Source organism: Anaerostipes sp., from assembly GCF_018381315.1.
Taxonomy (GTDB): domain Bacteria; phylum Bacillota; class Clostridia; order Lachnospirales; family Lachnospiraceae; genus Anaerostipes.
The window spans coordinates 177417-194356 of record NZ_JAGZSD010000004.1; the positions used below are offsets into that span (position 1 = coordinate 177417).

At 43.9% G+C, this 16940-nt stretch carries 18 protein-coding genes and 4 tRNA genes; all 22 read right to left on the reverse strand.

All coding sequences use genetic code 11. The features are described from left to right. Window positions 1–10: 10 nt before the first annotated feature. Window positions 11–514 carry an O-acetyl-ADP-ribose deacetylase gene (locus KH180_RS04340; protein WP_290756892.1) on the reverse strand — a complete coding sequence of 168 codons (504 nt, stop codon included), beginning with the start codon at window positions 512–514 and terminating at the stop codon, window positions 11–13. 14 nt (window positions 515–528) lie between these two features. Then, window positions 529–915 carry a hypothetical protein gene (locus KH180_RS04345; RefSeq protein WP_290756895.1) on the reverse strand — a complete coding sequence of 129 codons (387 nt, stop codon included), beginning with the start codon at window positions 913–915 and terminating at the stop codon, window positions 529–531. Between the two features lie 120 nt (window positions 916–1035). Continuing rightward, window positions 1036–2517, reverse strand: coding sequence for an AAA family ATPase (locus KH180_RS04350; protein ID WP_290756898.1), 1482 nt, complete (start codon window positions 2515–2517; stop codon window positions 1036–1038). After that, window positions 2507–3826: a vWA domain-containing protein gene (locus KH180_RS04355; RefSeq protein ID WP_290756900.1), complete on the reverse strand. Its 1320-nt coding sequence runs from the start codon at window positions 3824–3826 to the stop codon at window positions 2507–2509. The genes KH180_RS04350 and KH180_RS04355 overlap by 11 nt, the downstream gene beginning before the upstream one ends. Window positions 3827–3837: 11 nt before the next feature. After that, the gene (locus KH180_RS04360) at window positions 3838–4809 is read right to left on the reverse strand and encodes a leucine-rich repeat domain-containing protein (protein ID WP_290756903.1); all 972 of its coding nucleotides are present in this window, start codon (window positions 4807–4809) and stop codon (window positions 3838–3840) included. A 160-nt stretch (window positions 4810–4969) separates the two neighbouring features. Next, window positions 4970–5545: a helix-turn-helix domain-containing protein gene (locus KH180_RS04365; RefSeq protein WP_290756906.1), complete on the reverse strand. Its 576-nt coding sequence runs from the start codon at window positions 5543–5545 to the stop codon at window positions 4970–4972. Window positions 5546–5756: 211 nt separating this feature from the next. Then, complete coding sequence (locus KH180_RS04370; protein WP_290756908.1) at window positions 5757–6533, reverse strand: alpha/beta fold hydrolase; 777 nt, start codon at window positions 6531–6533, stop codon at window positions 5757–5759. 5 nt (window positions 6534–6538) lie between these two features. Further along, entirely contained in the window at window positions 6539–7147 is a 609-nt protein-coding gene (locus tag KH180_RS04375; protein WP_290756910.1) for a TetR/AcrR family transcriptional regulator, read from the reverse strand. Between the two features lie 73 nt (window positions 7148–7220). Then, the gene (locus KH180_RS04380; protein WP_290756913.1) at window positions 7221–7964 is read right to left on the reverse strand and encodes a Nif3-like dinuclear metal center hexameric protein; all 744 of its coding nucleotides are present in this window, start codon (window positions 7962–7964) and stop codon (window positions 7221–7223) included. A gap of 108 nt (window positions 7965–8072) precedes the next feature. Continuing rightward, entirely contained in the window at window positions 8073–8561 is a 489-nt protein-coding gene (locus KH180_RS04385; RefSeq protein ID WP_290756916.1) for a ubiquinone biosynthesis protein, read from the reverse strand. Between the two features lie 123 nt (window positions 8562–8684). Then, complete coding sequence (locus tag KH180_RS04390; RefSeq protein ID WP_442859901.1) at window positions 8685–10061, reverse strand: FAD-binding oxidoreductase; 1377 nt, start codon at window positions 10059–10061, stop codon at window positions 8685–8687. Then, window positions 10062–10724 (reverse strand): methionine ABC transporter permease, encoded by a 663-nt coding sequence (locus KH180_RS04395; RefSeq protein WP_290756920.1) that lies wholly within the window; start codon window positions 10722–10724, stop codon window positions 10062–10064. It abuts the gene before it with no gap. Between the two features lies 1 nt (window position 10725). After that, window positions 10726–11739: a methionine ABC transporter ATP-binding protein gene (locus tag KH180_RS04400; RefSeq protein ID WP_290756922.1), complete on the reverse strand. Its 1014-nt coding sequence runs from the start codon at window positions 11737–11739 to the stop codon at window positions 10726–10728. A 24-nt stretch (window positions 11740–11763) separates the two neighbouring features. Continuing rightward, the gene (locus tag KH180_RS04405) at window positions 11764–12615 is read right to left on the reverse strand and encodes a MetQ/NlpA family ABC transporter substrate-binding protein (protein WP_290756925.1); all 852 of its coding nucleotides are present in this window, start codon (window positions 12613–12615) and stop codon (window positions 11764–11766) included. A 303-nt stretch (window positions 12616–12918) separates the two neighbouring features. Next, entirely contained in the window at window positions 12919–13050 is a 132-nt protein-coding gene (locus KH180_RS04410) for a hypothetical protein (RefSeq protein ID WP_290756928.1), read from the reverse strand. An 89-nt stretch (window positions 13051–13139) separates the two neighbouring features. Then, window positions 13140–13544, reverse strand: a complete 405-nt coding sequence (locus KH180_RS04415) for a VOC family protein (RefSeq protein WP_290756930.1) — start codon at window positions 13542–13544, stop codon at window positions 13140–13142. Window positions 13545–13605: 61 nt separating this feature from the next. Then, window positions 13606–14520 (reverse strand): helix-turn-helix transcriptional regulator, encoded by a 915-nt coding sequence (locus KH180_RS04420; RefSeq protein WP_290756932.1) that lies wholly within the window; start codon window positions 14518–14520, stop codon window positions 13606–13608. A 294-nt stretch (window positions 14521–14814) separates the two neighbouring features. After that, a tRNA-Lys gene (locus tag KH180_RS04425) sits at window positions 14815–14887 on the reverse strand. A 43-nt stretch (window positions 14888–14930) separates the two neighbouring features. Then, a tRNA-Gln gene (locus KH180_RS04430) sits at window positions 14931–15002 on the reverse strand. 107 nt (window positions 15003–15109) lie between these two features. After that, window positions 15110–15182, reverse strand: a tRNA-Lys gene (locus KH180_RS04435). Window positions 15183–15233: 51 nt separating this feature from the next. Then, window positions 15234–15305, reverse strand: a tRNA-Gln gene (locus KH180_RS04440). Window positions 15306–15650: 345 nt separating this feature from the next. After that, the gene (locus KH180_RS04445; protein WP_290756935.1) at window positions 15651–16517 is read right to left on the reverse strand and encodes a nitroreductase family protein; all 867 of its coding nucleotides are present in this window, start codon (window positions 16515–16517) and stop codon (window positions 15651–15653) included. Window positions 16518–16940: the final 423 nt, after the last annotated feature.

Here is a 16940-nt window from a genome sequence, read left to right on the forward strand (position 1 = left end):
CCGGCTGCTGTTATACTTCCAGCGCTGTTTCATAAGCTTTTTTTGTTTTTTCGTCAAAGCAGATGAATTCGATGCAGTCAAATTCCGGGCTTTCCGCACAAAAATCCTTTACTGCTGCAATGGCAATCGGTGCAGCTTTGGAAAGCGGGAACCGGAACAATCCTGTGCTGATGGACGGAAATGTCACATGCCTGCACCTATGCTCTGATGCCAGCTTAAGACAGCTTTTATAACAGTCAGCCAGCAGTTCTTCTTCACAGTCATCGCCGCCCCGCCAGACCGGTCCCGGTGTATGAATCACATACTCGGCCGGCAGACGATATGCCTTTGTGATTTTGGCGTCTCCCGTATCGCAGCCTCCCAAAGTCCGGCATTCTGCCATGAGCTCAGGGCCTGCCGCCTCATGGATGGCGCCGTCTACTCCGCCTCCTCCCAGGAGCGTAGGGTTGGCGGCATTGACAATAGCGTCTGCCGGAACCTTCGTAATATCGCCAAGAGTTATCTTTATCTCCATGATCCTATTCCTTTCTAGCGGGCAGACAAGCCATAGAGCACAGCTACATAGCAGGCAAAATCACCAATCCGTTTTCTCTGGTCCCCCAGCTGTTTTCTCCAGGAGACATCCAGACCTCTCTGCTCCATCATACCGCTCAGCAAATTCAGCGTATGTATGACGTTGTCATGCTTTCTGGTCCTTCCGTCGTTGTCCCGCTGTCCTTTTTCGATCTGTTTCCAATTTGCCCGCAAATCCGCATAGACTGTCATTGCTCGCAGCGCAAGCTCCCAAAATTCTTCAAACTCTTCATCGTCCTCCGGGGAGTTTGTGAGGATAGCCTCGTATATCTCCATCGCTTCCTCAAAAGGAAGGGGATTGGGCTGTGCCAGATAGTTTTCATACTTTACATCTTTGTTCATAAACAAGCTCCTTTCTCCGCATAACTGCTGGTTTTACCGCCTGTTTTCCGGAAATCCTGTATTCATCTTCCACCGTTATATTACTAGTTTAACTTGATTTCAGGTCTTTGTAAATGAATTTCAAACCATATTTTCAGCCGCTCTAAGCCGCTCTAATATTCCTTCCTGCCTCTCATCAAACAGCAGGCCTTTGTTATATTTATAATAGGGATCACAGCCATTTTCCTGAATAAAGCGGACGCTGTAAAAGTTTATATTCAATTCTGTAATAAATACAACCATTTCCTGTCCGTCTCCAAACGCTTTCTCCATAAAAACAAATACATTGAGAAGGGCTTCCGAGATTTTCTCCACCAGTTTGTCCCTGTTTTCTGTCTCTGCTTTAAACCAGGTTCTCACCGCCTTTTGTTCATCCTCAGGCTTTTCCCTTTTCAGGCTCTCAGCATAAGATTCCAGCTTATCTATGGCCTGTCTCCATATACGCTCTTTATCCTTGGCAAGCTGATCTGCCTTTTTCTTCTCCCGGAAAGCTTCTCTTGCTTTCAAAAGTGTGCCCTCCATTGACTGCTCCTCCATATAATCCTTCAGCCAGGAAAACAGTTCTCCCACATAGGCATCTGTTTCTGCGTACTCCACAAACAGCTCATTTAATTTTCCGTTTAGGAGATGCACAATGCTGAGCCGCTCATCAAAAGGAGCAAACTTTAATTTTTCCAGCATATCATCTGTAAAGGAACCCTTAAGTATCTCATCAATTTTATAATCCTTCCTGTATTTCCGATAAAGCTCCAGGTAATTTGCAAACTCCTTTGCTATCCCCATATGCCGGATGTACTGGAAGACTACATCCCTGTCTGCGGTCTTTCCGAGATTTTCATAGGCCTTGATAAACTCGGATAAGTCCTCCCAGCCCCTGGCCGTGACAAACGCTTTTCCATCCACGGTAGTCTCCATTTTATAAAAATGGTTCTGCCGGATTTCTAGATAAGCCATGACAGCCGGATGTATTCCTGCCTTGTACGCATATTCTTTCCAGACATCATAGCTTGCTTCCACATCAATCATTTTAATCCGGTCCAGGGTTACCACGTCAAATTCACGGACAGATTTATTATATTCCGGCGGATTGCCTGCCCCAACGATGATCCACCCTTCCGGAACTTTCTGGTTTCCAAAAGTTTTGCACTGCAGAAACTGCAGCATTGTGGGAGCCAGCGTCTCAGACACACAATTGATCTCATCAATAAACAGAATCCCCTCAGACAGACCTGTCTGCTCCATTTTCTCATATACAGATGCAATAATCTCGCTCATCGTATATTCTGTTACAGAATAAGAAACGCCGCCGTAATCCTTTTCTTTGATAAACGGAAGCCCCACAGCACTCTGCCTTGTATGATGGGTGATTGTGTAAGCAACCAAACCTATCCCGCACTCTCTTGCAATCTGTTCCATAATCTGTGTCTTTCCGATTCCCGGAGGCCCCATCAGAAGGATCGGCCGCTGTCTCAGTGCCGGTATCTGATATTCTCCGAATCTGTCTTTTGCCAAATACGCTTCCACAGAGTCTTTAATCTCCTGTTTCGCACGTTTAATGTCCATAATCTTCTCCTTCAAACTCGTCTTCACAAACAATTAATTTCATCGCCCAGGCAGGAACCTGGGCATCCTCATATTCTTCTTTCATAAATATAAAAGCGGTCTCAAACGGAGGCTTTTTCTTAGGATAAATCCCCTGTCCGTCTGTAAAATACAAAACCCCTTTTAAACTGTAAAACTCTCCTTCTTCTATAAGTCTGCAGATATATTCAAAAGCAGGACGGAAGTCTGTGCCCCCTTCCCCTTTCAGCTCCAGATGTTCCATATACTCTTTCAGTTCTTTTTTGTCCCGGACCTTTTTGTCTTCCTGGACTTTTTCATCACACTGGATGATATGAATATTGACTTTCTTAAGAAAGGTTTCCTCTTCCTTTAATATTCCATATGTCTCTTCCAAAAATTTTTTTACCAGGTCTCCGGAGCAGGACATGGAGGTATCTATAACAATGGCAAATTCCTCTACTTTTTTAACTTCTTTCCACTCCTGGGGCTCCACCAGAGGCATGTTGCCATACATCCGCAGACCATAAGTATAGAACACATAATCAAAGGAATCCTCATCCACACCGATTTCCTCTTTAAGCACAGCAAATTTTTTTAAAAATTCCCGGTAATCATACCTCTCTCTGTTCTCAATCTGCATCTGTTTCACCATATCTCCGGCATCCGCAGACATTTCCTGTGAAAAAGTTTCCATATCCAGTTCCATTTTTTCGCTGATATCCTGCCACTGATTCTGGATCTCCTGCTGCGTTTCAGGCTGATCCTTTGCAGGCCAAAAACAATGACTGTCCATGATGAATTCATTTCCGATCCGGTTCCGTTCTTCTTTGGTCAGATTCCACTCTTTGATCTTTTTATAGATCCCTTCTGCTGTCAGCACTTTCAGTTCTTTCCCAAGCCTTGCATAGATCTCTTTCCGCAATGCAGTGCCGTAAAGTGACACCGCCCCTGTACTCCACTGGTCAATCACTGACTCTGCCGCGATATCACAGCAGATATCCCACAGCTCTTTCTCCCGGTTTTTCTGTCCGGTAACATGATGGAACAGACAGTGCAGAACCAGATGCAGATACATCCTGTTTACCAGCCTGCGGTCTTTTTGAAACAGTGCTGCAAGATATCCGGGATGATAATAAATACCTCTGCCGTCTGTAGCCATTCTTTCTGCATCCGGATGACATATATAGACAAAGCTGCTCAGGGCCAGATCCATAAATCTCATATGAAGATAAAGCTCATCTCTGGATGCCATGAGAATCTGCTTTCCTGCCTCAGTCAGAATCTGTTCTTTCTTTAATTCTTCCTGCATATTTCTCCTAACTATAATTCAAATATTTTTTTCCTTGGAGGAAACAGACGGTGCTTTTCATTCATCAAATAGCTCATACATTCACCGTCCTGCTGTCCGGCTGCTTGTTCTATCGAAGCCTCCATCGCCGGCTCACTCCAAAGACTTTTCTCTGTCATAAACCGCAGTGCCTCCAAGTCGTGTTTTTTTACAAATCCCACGGCAGTCTCCTGTGCATGTTCCTTGATATATGCCGTATACTCGCCGTTTGACCGGCTGCCAAGCCCGTATGGATACCGGAGTCTGCTGACTGCAATTTCGGATACAAGCTCCGGCCTTTCTTCTACCACAGCCGTTGAAAACAGCTGGTCATATGCCTGGTAATCCACTTCCCGTCCCATAAAGCATTGGCGGTATTTATAGCCGGACCCATTAAAATACTTTTCAATGATCCTGGCCGGTGTATTTTCAACCGCTTCTTCATAAAATTCAGGAAAGATCAGTTTAGCAGTCTCCTCAGAACCATCCTCCATCCGGTAATGCAGAGCGGCAGACATCTCATACCGCACCTCCCCGACAATCTCTTTCAGACATGAACTCTTTCCATGCTCACCAAAAATTTCTACATGGCCAAGTTTACATCCGTTAAATACGCCGGTTCCGGTTCCTTTCAGCGCATCTGAAAATATCAGCGTCTTAAGACGGCTGCATCCATAAAATGCATACTTTCCTAATTCCTCCATCTGATTTGGAAGCCGGACACTTTCTATCCTGTTTCCGCAGAGAAGTCCTTTTTTACAGGCAAATGAGGTGCCGTTATCTGTTTCATATATTTGTACATCTTCCTCTTCCTTTTTCTTCCACTCAGAAAATGCATAATCTCCCAAAACTTTAAAAGGCTGTCCGTCCACATGATCCGGAAGTGCCACGGAAGCATCATTTCCATAACAGCGGACAAGCTTCAGTCCCTTTTTCTCTTTCTGGTAATAAATGGTCAGTCCCATTTCGAGTCCTATCCTTTCCGTTAGTTACTACTAATAATTACAGTCCTATTATACTACATTGGAAAAAAAAGAAAACAACCTTATTCTGGTGAAAATAAAATAGACAGCCAATTCTCATTCTGAATCAGCTGCCTGTGTTTCAATTTTATTTTCTTATAGATCAACTCAGCAAAAACATCAGACCTGCGCAAACCGCCAATGTTATCAGTCCCGCACAGACCATTAATGCCGCCTTCTGATACGGCCGCTTCCCGGACTCCCGGTACTTTTGGATTTCATCCAAGTGCTTTCCTTCCATAAAGGCCGTTATTTCTTTATAAGTTTGAATGTCGTGAACTTTTTTCTGTTTTTCAATACGCCAAGCATAATACATTGAAATTCCAAACAATACCGCATAAATTGCAACCCCAATATAATCCAAATAAAGAAACAACGGAACTGCTGATACAATTAACACAAAAAGCAGCAGAGAATACACAATGCTGTCCCGGTTGAATTTTTTAATATCCTCCATTTTAATTTGTTCTTTCATCTCCTCCAAATCTCCTTTCACTAAAGTATCAAGAGAAATGTCAAACACAGAACTAAGAAGCAGCAAACTATGTATATCCGGATAATTTTTATCATTTTCCCAGTTAGAAATAGTCTGTCTTGTGACAAAGATCTTCTCTGCCAATTCATCTTGAGACAGCTTTGCCTCAAGTCTGTACTTTTTTATCTGCTTACTGAAATGCATTTTGTCATACCTCCTGTCTGCATTGTATTATCAGTGACTTGGATTTTCTATCAAAAGTGTTTTACATGGCTGATTTTCGTCATGTAAAACACTTTTGTCATACCTTATCGTGCGGAGCACGCCAGCCCGAAGGGCATAAAATACGGGATGCCCTGTGGGTATGAGTTTTTCTCCACTGTCTCCAGTCGGCTCTGGAAAGGCCACACTCATTTTAGGTATCCTGTGACAAAAACGGTCCTGCAATTTTCATCCATTCTTCTGGAAGATAAACTGCCAGATAACCGTGTCCGTATCCCTCTGCCTCATAGATTTCACAGGACGGCACCAATTCTTTAAAATATGCCGCTGACCTTTTTACGCATTTCATCTCTTTGGATCCGTACCAATACCTGACCTGTGCAGTCACCTTTTTTATCCGGTCATCGATCCGGTACTGAGCCATATAAGTGCGGTAGATGGTGAACATGGTCTCTTTTCTGAAATGAGGCATATCTCTCAGATAATAGTCCGAAATTTCTTTTGGAAGAGACATCTTAGGCATAAATTTTTTCAGCAGCTCCAGCTCCATCCGGCTGGCAGTTTTGCTGAACATCAGCGGCCAGCAGCATCTCACTGCGGCAATACAGCACCTTGCAAGTCTGGGCTGGGGAAGGCAGAGGCTCCCGTCTATGATGGCTTTTTGCGCAAAGTCCGGCCTCTTCGATAATATTTCGATGACGATCTGTCCTCCCAGGGATACTCCTCCGATGGCGTAAACACTGCCGCCCCAATGTTCGTCGATATATGTAATGATTTTTTCTGCAGTGTCTTCGGTGGAGATATACTCTGCGGCATATTCTTCTCCATGTCCGTCTAAAGTCGGCAGGATCACATGATACTGCGGGGAGAGCATCCGTGCCTGCCTTAAATAAGCCCACCAAGCCTGTCCACCTCCGTGGATCAGCACAACATGAGGCAGGTCTTTATCCCCAAATTCATGAAATTTCATTTCCGTCACCTCTTTAGATATATGTTTTTCCAATGAGTGATCAAGTCTCCAAAGTCTTTCTCTACCTGCCCAAAGTCTATCCAGCCTTCATGATATGTGTGGTACAAGTAACCCTCGCAGGCCAGTGTAATCTCCTGAAACATCATCTCTAAATCAATGTCTTCCCGGAAAAGGCTGCCATCCATGGATTCCAGAAACTCATGCCGGCCAATTTGATTTTGTTTGTCAATGAGCCTGCATACATCCTTTTTTACTTCAGGATTCTGTTCATAGTACGCTTTCAATGAAAATGCCGAAATATACGGATATTTCACTGAAAGAGAACATTTTGCCTTAAGATTGCGGCAAAGCATTTCAAAGAAGTCTTTGGTTTCCGATACCCGGTATTGTCTGGCGGTCTTTTGCGTCAGATACAGGGCATTGCTGACCAGAAATAAATATAATTCTTTTTTGTTTGTAAAATAGTAAAATAAAAGGGATTTGGATATTCCCGCTGCATCTGCGATGGCTGACATGGATGCCCTTTTATATTCATTTTTTGCAAACACACGATAGCCGGCTTCTATCATCCGTTCCCGCTTATCCCGGGGAAGCTGGTAAAATTTATCCTTCATTTTTCCTCCTCCATTGACCGTTTCGTCCGATAAATCCAGCATATCTCTATTGACCGGTCCTAGGAAGACCCCTTTAATAATTTGGTTCTTTTATTCTCACAAGGCGGATATCCGTACCTTTGGTGATCCCGCGAACCAGCGATTCCACTCCAAGTATTTCTGTATTTGTGTGGCTTCCCACAAACAGATTCATTCCCACATGTTGTGCATACTGCTGAGAATACAGCACATATTCTCCGGTCACATATGTATCGCATCCGGCCTCTGACGCAATTTTCATTTCACTGGTCATATTGCCTCCGCCTGCCGCCACCGCTACTTTCTTTATAAGCTGATCGCTGTTCCGGAAACAGCGTATATTTTCCTGTAAAACATCCGCCAATCTGTTAGAAAACAAATCAAAACTTACAGGATTTATTTCCCCTGTCACACCGCCATAATACACCTCTGCATATGGCATCACTTTTTTTATATTCCTGATTCCAAGTGCCTTTGCCAAGGATGCACTTGTGCCAAAATCTGCGTCGTCTAACGGCGCATGAAAAAATGCATGTGTAATTTTATTTTCATCCAGCAGCCGGTTGCAGCATTTCTTCAGACCATAAATAAATTCCCAGGAGTCATGGTGAGTAATCAGAAAATCCACACGTTCCCTACTGGCTTGTTCTATGATTTCTCTGGTAAGGTTTGTGGCATATCCGATGCATCTGATCTCCCTTTCGATTTCATTATAAAATCCCCATTCCTGCGGCAGCATCTGTAATTTCCCGCTGTCAAACATTCCTGTCAGAATCCCTTTCAGCTGACTATATTTCATTGCATCCTCCTTTTTGACTGTGCTTTGATTTTTATTATACAATAAAAAATCCCTGCCGTTCCAGTCCCGATATATCTGAACAGGATAAGCAAGGATTTCTTAAGACTCTTATTTCTTTTTCACTTTATATTCTTCTACTTTTTTTGTATCAGTATTTTTCTTATAGATTTTTCCGTTGTCTTTGTCAACGTAGAAATCTCCGTATTTCTTTCCGGAATCTGTGGATGTGTCATAAATCTCAAAATGATATCCTTTGGCTCCGTCTCTGTATTCAGAAACGTTTTCTTCTTTATTTCTTACTTCATACTGTCCATTTCCGTCAGATCCAAGTCTATTGATCAGATAGTCATGAGCGTCGTCGTAATTATCAAACCCATTGGCAACATCATCTGCCAGGTCTTTTGCACCGTCTGCAACATCATCTGCTGCGTCTTCCACATCATCTCCCAGGTCATTATTAGTGGCTGTTGTAGAAGCGCCCTCTCCTTTAGTTTCTGTAGTTGTTGCATCATTTTTGTTTGAGCATCCTGTGAACATTGCAGCAACACTTAATGTGAGGACTGCAGCCATTGTCAGCATCCAACATTTCTTTTTCATTATGAACTCTCCTTTTCCTTTGGAATAATTATTTGATACCACTATTGTTTCCAATGAAAAGGAAAATATACCTTTACAAAATTTCTAAGTTTTTACCACATGTTTTGCTGCGAAGAAAACCTTCTAATCAAAAATTTTATTTGCATTTAATATGTTTTTCGGATCTAACGAAAGCTTTACCTGCTTCATCATCTGAAGGTTTAACGGGTCCGCAGCTTTTTTCAAATATTTCTTTTTGCTGAGGCCGATGCCATGCTCGCCTGATGTCAGCCCGCCCAGCTCGCTGCTCTTATCATAGGCAAAAGCAAGTACTTTCCTGCGGTCTTCCTCCCACTGTTCCTGTGTCCGGCTGCCGCGGACCACACACAGATGTACGTTGCCGTCCCCTGCATGTCCAAAACTTACCATCTGTACGCCGGTCTTTTTCTCCAGCTGATTGATATATTCAATAAATTCTGCAGATTTATTGATTGGGACTACAATATCCACCGGTTCCTGCTCTGATTTTGCCTCCACCGCTTTTACCAGAGCACCGCGGATTTTCCACACCGCATCAATGGTTTCCTGATCTTCAAGCACCAGAACATCCTTGGCACCGCTTTCTTCTGCTACAGCCGAAAGCTTCTCCACCCGTTTATATATTTCTTCTGTGTCATCTCCGTCAAACGTCAGCAGAATATATGCCGCAGCATTCTCATAAGGAAATGTCAGCCCGACATACTCTTCTCCAAGGGCAACTACCTTTTTTTCCACAAATTCAATTGCCGTCGGGTCAAGATTTCCCCGGATTACATTTAGAACAGCCCGGATGCCTGTATGTAAATCATCAAACGGAAGCAGGACACTCAGTGATGTCTGAGGCTTTACTGTCAGTTTAACAATAGCCTTCGTGATGATACCCAGAGTTCCCTCTGAACCTATCATCAGATGTTTCAGGGACAGGCCGGAGCTGTCCTTTACCACCTTTCCTCCCAGACTGGCCACACTGCCGTCGGCGAGCACTACCTCGAGCCCCCGTACATAGTCTCTTGTGACCCCGTATTTCACCGCACGCATTCCGCCTGCATTGGTACTGATATTTCCTCCGATGGTTGCTGTCTTCTCTCCCGGATCCGGCGGATAAAATAGACCTTCCGCCTCCACCAGCTCCTGAAAATCTTTTAAAACCACCCCTGGCTCAACTGTTGCCGTAAAAGTCTCCCGATCAATCTCCAGTACCCGGTTCATCCGGGACAGATCCAAAACGATCCCACCGTCTGCCGGAACTGTGGACCCTACCAGATTGGTCCCCGCACCTCTGGGTGTGACAGGAATCCCATTCTTATATGCATATTTCATAACATCACTGACCTCTTTGGCCGATTCAGGAAATACCAGAGCCTTTGCCCGTCCTTTCAGTCTGCCCAAAGTGTCTGATAAATATTTTTCTTCTATATTACTGTCAAAGATAACCCGCTCACTGTCAGGTATCACACAACTCAGTCCATCCAAAGTTATCACCTACCGTTTCGTAAATTTTAACGCCACCTTATCTCCGATCCACTGTCCAAGCTGGACAATAATAATCAGCACAATCACTGTAAAAGTCAGAACCCCTGTTTCATATCGGTTATATCCGTACCGGATAGCCAGATCTCCGATTCCGCCTCCTCCGACACTTCCTGCCATGGCAGAATATCCGATGATGCTGACAAACGTCACCGTCAGCCCGCGGATCAGACTTGGAAGGGCTTCCACTAACAACACCTTTCGGATAATCAGCCAGACACTTGCACCGGTAGCCACAGCTGCCTCCACAACTCCCTTGTCTATTTCGCTGAAAGAGCCTTCCACAAGTCTTGCATAAAATGCAACTGATGCGATGGATAAAGGAACCGCCGCTGCTGCCGCACCGATGCTGGTCCCCACTATAATCCTGGTCAGCGGAAGCAGGACAACAAGCAGGATAATGAACGGCATGGACCGGATAATATTAATGATAGTCCCGGCTACCGCATTGACTGCACGGTTTTTGTAAAACAAAGGATTGGCTGTCAGATGCAGAACCAGACCGATCAGCAATCCGAATACCACAGCTGCCAGCATAGCAATCAGCACCATCTGTATGGTTTCTATTGTCGCATTTCCAAATTCAAGCTTAATGATCTCCATTGTTTCCTTCATCTTATCGGCCTCCCTCTATCTCTTCTAAACGGTAAACATTTTCTTTCATATAACGAAGGGCTTTTTCCCGTTCGCTCTTTTTCCCTCTCAGGATCACAATCAGTACACCCAGCGGTTTTTTATGAATATAATCAATCTTTCCATTGATGATATCAATTACAACATCAAACTGTTTGGAAACCTGGCTGATGACAGAAGCATAGGCTTTTTCCCCTGTATAACAAAGTTTCACCAGTTCCTCATCCTCAGAAATCTTTACTTCTTCCGGGACACCCACATTGAGCACCCGCTCTACAAGACTTTTGGTGATCTCTTCCCTCGGCTCCGCAAATGCAGAATAAATATCACGCACCTCCTTGATCTCACCGCTTTCCATAAATGCAATCCTGTCAAACAGCTTCTTGGCAACTTCCATCTCATGGGTGATAAATACAATCGTAATGTTGTATTTTTCATTTATTTCTTTCAGAAGTGCCACAATCTCTTCTGTGTTCTCCAGATCCAGTGCCGATGTGGCTTCATCACAGAGCAGAATTTTCGGATCATTGGCCAATGCTCTTGCAATTGCCACTCTTTGTTTCTGCCCGCCGCTCAAGTTTGCCGGATAGGAATCTGCCTTTTCCGGCAGATGCACCATCTCCAGAAGTTCTCTGACTCTTCCCTGTATCTTATCTTTTGGATAATGATTGGCATGAAGGGCAAATGCCACATTCTCCGCAATGGTAGAGCCGCTGATTAAATTAAAGTGCTGGAAGATCATACCGATATCCAGCCGGACTTTGCTCAGCTCTTTCCTCTTTAAAGAAGTGATCTCATTCCCTTCAATCAGCACCTGCCCGCTTGTAGGCGGCTGGAGCAGATTGATCACTCTGACAAGAGTACTCTTCCCCGCGCCGCTGGGTCCTACGATGCCGAAAATTTCTCCCTTCTCAATGGTCAGGTTTACATTCTTAACCGCCTGAAATTCCTGTTTATTCTGCTGAAATGTTACTCCGATATTCTTTAATTCAATCACAGTCTCTCACCTTTCTCTTTTCGTTTATTTTTCTCCGTATTTTTCTGTCCACCAGTCCGGTTTCTGAAAAGAACGGAAGCTGCTGTTTTGATCTGCCACTGCTTTATAAAACGCTTCAGACTCTACTGCTTCTTTCAGGTCTTTTCCAAGCCTGCCTTCCACATCGTCAGTTTTTACCGCAATCACATTTTTATATTGCTCTGCCAGAGTTTCCACTGCCAAAGCCTTGGAAAAATCCAAATTTGCTGCATATGCATAATTCCCCGGTACGACTCCCGCTGCAACACTGTCCAGACTTCTCGAAATCTGTGCCGCATCCAGCGTGACAAATTGTAATTTCTTCGGATTTTCTGCAATGTCTTTTTCCGATGCCTTTGTCTGATCGATCCCTTTCTTTAAGGTAATAACCTTTTCCTGGCTGAGAATCCCGAGTGCTCTGGCCAAATTGGAAGGATCATTGGGAATCCCGATTTTATCTCCCTTTTTCAATTCCTTCAGGGATTTAATGCTGTCTGAAAATATTCCGGCTCCGGCTGTAGGAACAGCGATTACCTTGCTGATCTTTAAGTTGTTGTCGGCTGCAAATTTTTCTAAATAAGCAGTGTGCTGCATTAAGTTAGCATCGATCTCCCCGTTAGCCAAAGCCTGGTCCGGCAGTACATAATCACTGAATTCCCTGACCGATACACGGTAGCCTTTTTTCTCCAAAGACGGAGCAATGGCTTTTTTCACCATATCGCCATACGGACCTGCACAGACACCGATTGTAATGTCCTTTGCCGCACTGGCTTTTTTGCTTTGGCACCCTGTCAGTGCACTTAATACCAATACTCCAATCATAACGATTCCGGTAAACTTTTTCAACGATTTTTTCATAATACGTTCCTCCATTTTTATACAAACCATATTTTACTTTTCTTAATCTGAAATCACCATCATTTAATATAAGCAAAGTCTGCGGCCGTTCAGACTTTTATGTAACAGAAAAGAATTCTGCTTGCGGGATTCTCCGCCTGCGGCGGGTCGCTTTGGCGACATGATTCCTTATCGCCGCAGTGCGATCCTCGCGGAGTGCTTTTTATTGCATAGGGAATTCTGAAGGAATTCCCTATGCAATAAAAAAAGGAGACCATGCATGGTCTCCTCATCTCTTAACCGTTATGATGTTTTTATCGGCGTTTAAGAAATATCCATACAAATATGATGTTCCGGTATTTGATTGTACGCAAAAGAACTGCACATGCTCTGCATCTGCATTTCCATACCCATCATATCCATCATGAAATTTTCATATGCCTTGATAAAATTCATAGCGGTAACTCCTTCTTGGTGATTTCCTATCTTCCCTATAGGTTATTTGAAATATTACACGGAATCTCCGTATTTGTCAATACACTTTTTTAAGATTCCGTCTCCCGGCTGCCGAATGAGCCGATCTCGATCAGGTTCCCCTCCGGATCTGCCACATAGCTCGTCCTCTGTCCCCACGGTTCGGTCACCGGCGGAAGAACTGGCTCTGCCCCAGCCTCCACTGCTCTTTTATATTCCCGGTCCACATCCTCAAACGCAGGCACATCAAAGGCCAGTTCCACAGTTCCGTTTATTCCCTTCGGATAACCAAATATACGGGAAGTCATCTTCTCAAAGTCATCCCGCCCATACATAATCAGCCGCATATCTCCTGAATATAGTTCTGCATTAGGGCTTTTGTCCCACTCTGTCTCCATCCCCATTACATCCCTGTAAAAGGAAACCATTCTCTCCATATCAGTTACAAATAAACCTGCTGCCGTCATTTTTAACATATCTTTTCCTCCTGTTTTCTGAATATTCTCAGTATATCAGCAGGAACCGGACATCTGTATGTCATGTTCTTAAATATCTTTTCAGGCTTTTCTCTAAATCTTCCATAAGATCATCCACCAGGCACTTTGGCTCCATGACCGTCACCCGGCTTCCAAAACTCAAAACCCACTGTTTCATATTTTCATAATTTACAAATTCCCATTCAAAAACCAGACTGCCCTGATCATTCTCCGCAAAGCAGTCTATTCCATACTCATCAATAAGACGGTATTTGACACATTTGTCAAACACTGCTTTCAGACAAAACGAATCCTGCCTGAAATAGTCTTTAAAATCCTTCTTTGCCTCATCTGGTTTCCTCACCGGACAGCTTTCTTGTGTCTCCGTTAAATCCCACAGCCTGTTCAGCTTAAACATTCGAAATTCTTGTCTTTTTTTGCAAAATCCATACACATACCAGGAAGACCACTGAAATAAAAGCAGATACGGCTCAATCTCCCTGTATTCCTCTCCTTTGCTGTAATAATAACAAAAGGTAATTGTATGCCGTGCAGATACTGCGTGTTTAATAACCTCTATTTTTTCCTTTAAAGATTCTTCATAATGGGATGCCAGATCAATAAGCACAGCTCCCTCTGTTAAAACTGTGTCTTCAGGATCCACAGATAATTTTTCCATGAGCCTTAAAGTAACCGATGTCCTGGAAACACTGTCAATACTCTGAAGTCCTTCAAAAACGGCCCTCAATTCCGCTTTCGTAAAAACAGTCCTGTCCAGCTTATAGCCCTCTGCAATACGGATTCCTCCCCCATAACCCTGTTCTGTGATCAGAGGAATTCCTGCCTGACAAATGGCATCAATATCTCTGCTGATGGTTCTCCTGGATACCTCAAATCTCTCAGCCAGTTCAGGTGCCGTGACTCTGTCATTTCTGAGCAGAAGTGTGATAATTCCGATCAGACGGTCAATTTTCATTTCAATACCTCCCAAATACCTCGATAAGAACAAAGTGGATTTGTATGCATATGTGCGCATCCTGCACGGAGTGCTTTTTTATTTTATAGGACGCACTTTCCTATGCAACAAGATAGAATCCCGCTTGCGGGATTCTCCGCCTGCGGCGGGTCGCTTTGGCGACATGATTCCTTATCGCCGCAGTGCGATCCTCGCGGAGCGTTTTTTATTTCACCTCGCGGAGCGTTTTTTATTTCATAAGGCGCACTTTCCTATGAAATAAAAAAACCCCGTTTCTTCTGAAACGGAGTCCGATGAGCGTGCGGGGATTCGAACCCCGGACAACTTGATTAAAAGTCAAGTGCTCTACCACCTGAGCTACACACCCTGATTATATAATTGTAAAAATTCTGATGAAACAGAACTTAAAACTGGGCTAGCTGGATTCGAACCAGCGGATGCAGGAGTCAGAATCCTGTGCCTTACCACTTGGCGATAGCCCAACAGCTTTATCAATATATCACAGCAAAAATCTTATGTCAACTACTTTTTTACTTTTCTGCCAAAATATACGAATCAGATCTTTGCCCTGATCTTCCTGATACGGAACTGAGCGTGCGGGGATTCGAACCCCGGACAACTTGATTAAAAGTCAAGTGCTCTACCACCTGAGCTACACACCCATATAAAATGTCATAATGATTTCAGAAGGTTCCGCCTAAAGCGGAACCTAACTGGGCTAGCTGGATTCGAACCAGCGGATGCAGGAGTCAGAATCCTGTGCCTTACCACTTGGCGATAGCCCAACAGCTTTATTAATATACCACGGAATTTCGACAAGCGCAATGGTTTTTTTATATTTTTTTAAACTTTCTGCGATTGATGCCTCTTGTTTTTCTAATCATTTTCTATTGCCGAAAAAAATGCAGGAAGCTCAAAGACAGATTTTCTTGTTTTACAGATATACCGGTCTTCTTATACTCTCCATTTTCGCTCATAAATATAAATCACTGTCCCGTAAATTTTGGCTGTCCGTTTCCAGATGGGGCATCGGCCGATACTTTGACTTACCAAAGACAAATAATTTCCTATGCAGCAAAAAAGCGCAGGGAAAGCTGTTCACTGAACTGGCCTTCCCTGCGCAAAGCAGATTACATATTGCAGGATGCAACAATCTTATAATTGTCCGGAATCCCGTACTTGTTTTCCACTGGCTCCAGATTCCAGCTGATCTCACATAAGGTTTCTCTCATCACCTTTTTGCAGTACAGCATGACAATGCCTGCATCAATCTGTTCCTCATAAAGATTGGTTTCCTCATCGTCCCTGACAGCAAGGATCAGCAGTCCGCCGTCAATGATGAATCTCCACGGCTGCCGGTTTAACGTTGAAGGGGCCATTCTGGCATAGTTTAAAGGCTCATAGACAGCCCTGTTCACCAGTTCATCCACTGAGGCTTTGTTTCCCCATGTATCAAGAAAAACAATCTCTTCCAAAGGCATCCTCGGCGAAGATACACTGTCTTTGACCTGAAAATCAGCATTGGCATATCCCTTGCCCAATGTGACATTCCCTGTAACCTTTTTAAAACGCTTCTTTCCGTATCCCAATGCCATAATCGCCACAACTTCCTTATCTGTGACAATATTCAGCTTTTCAATGACCGTATGGCTGTCTTTAAAAGTAATCCAGCAGGAGTCTACTCCAAGGGAATGAGCTTTGATAGAAATGGACTCTCCTACATATCCGCCGTTCTCAATATAATGATCCTTTTTCTCTGACAGCACAATCATATAATGCGGAGCATTGATCAAAATCCCTTTATATCCCGCATACCCATCCAGCTGGCGGTAAACCGTGTCATTGTCCATAAAACGGATGTCAATCCCGATACTGCTGTCCAAGCGTTCACAAGTCTGGGCAAAATCCCGAATTTTCTTGACTGTAGCAGCGTCAACTGCCTTCTCTTTATAGTCTCTCACGGAGTTTTTGCTTTCAATTAAATCTTTATATTCCATAGTCATATAACCTCCCAATTTCTAGCACAAACAATAACCAAGCTGCTGCTTATATTATACCTTATCGTGCGGAGCACGTCTACCCGAAGGGCATAAAATACGGGATGCCCTGTGGGTATGAGTTTTTCTCCACTATCTCCAGTCGGCTCTGGAAAGGCCTCCTTCCGACAGTGAAGAAAAACTTATCGCTAAAAGGCATCTGCTGTTTTATGGGTAGTGAGGCTGTTTGAGCGTCAGCGAGTTCCGAACGGGCCGCCGGAGAGCCTTTGCTGAAAGTTAGAAAATCTTACATTCCTGAGACAGCAAGCCGGAGAACTGGTCAAAATGTCATACCTTATCGTGCGAAGCGCGTCTACCCGAAGGGCATAAAATACGGGATGCCCTGTGGGTATGACATGTTCCACATGATTTCCGTTCGGCTCT